At 47.9% G+C, this 374-nt stretch carries 1 protein-coding gene; it reads left to right on the plus strand.

Going from position 1 to position 374, the window contains the following annotated elements:
* Positions 1-374: hypothetical protein (locus FLP08_RS16375; RefSeq protein ID WP_162431151.1), on the plus strand; the 374-nt coding region annotated here is incomplete at both ends.

The following is a 374-nucleotide window of genomic DNA, read 5'->3' on the forward strand; positions in this document are numbered from 1 at the left end:
CACTTCAACACCACCAGCTGCCGATATGAGCATTTGTACCAGTGGCTCAATTTCGTTGACCTATGGAGCCGATGACGGTTGTACTTCCGATCAGGTAAGTGCCACTTTCAGTTGGACTCAAGGTCCACAAGTTGATGTAGCCGGTCCTGCCGATGTATCGCAAGAGGCTTGTTTCTATGCAGATGATGCTACTTTACAGTCGGCATATAGTGCCTGGTTAGCAGAATTCGTTACTCTTGAGAAAGGTTGTGGAGAAGAAGGAAGTTTCACTTCAACACCACCAGCTGCCGATATGAGCATTTGTACCAGTGGCTCAATTTCGTTGACCTATGGAGCCGATGACGGTTGTACTTCCGATCAGGTAAGTGCCACTT

It is taken from the genome of Christiangramia aestuarii (assembly GCF_009735585.1).
Lineage (GTDB): Bacteria > Bacteroidota > Bacteroidia > Flavobacteriales > Flavobacteriaceae > Christiangramia > Christiangramia aestuarii.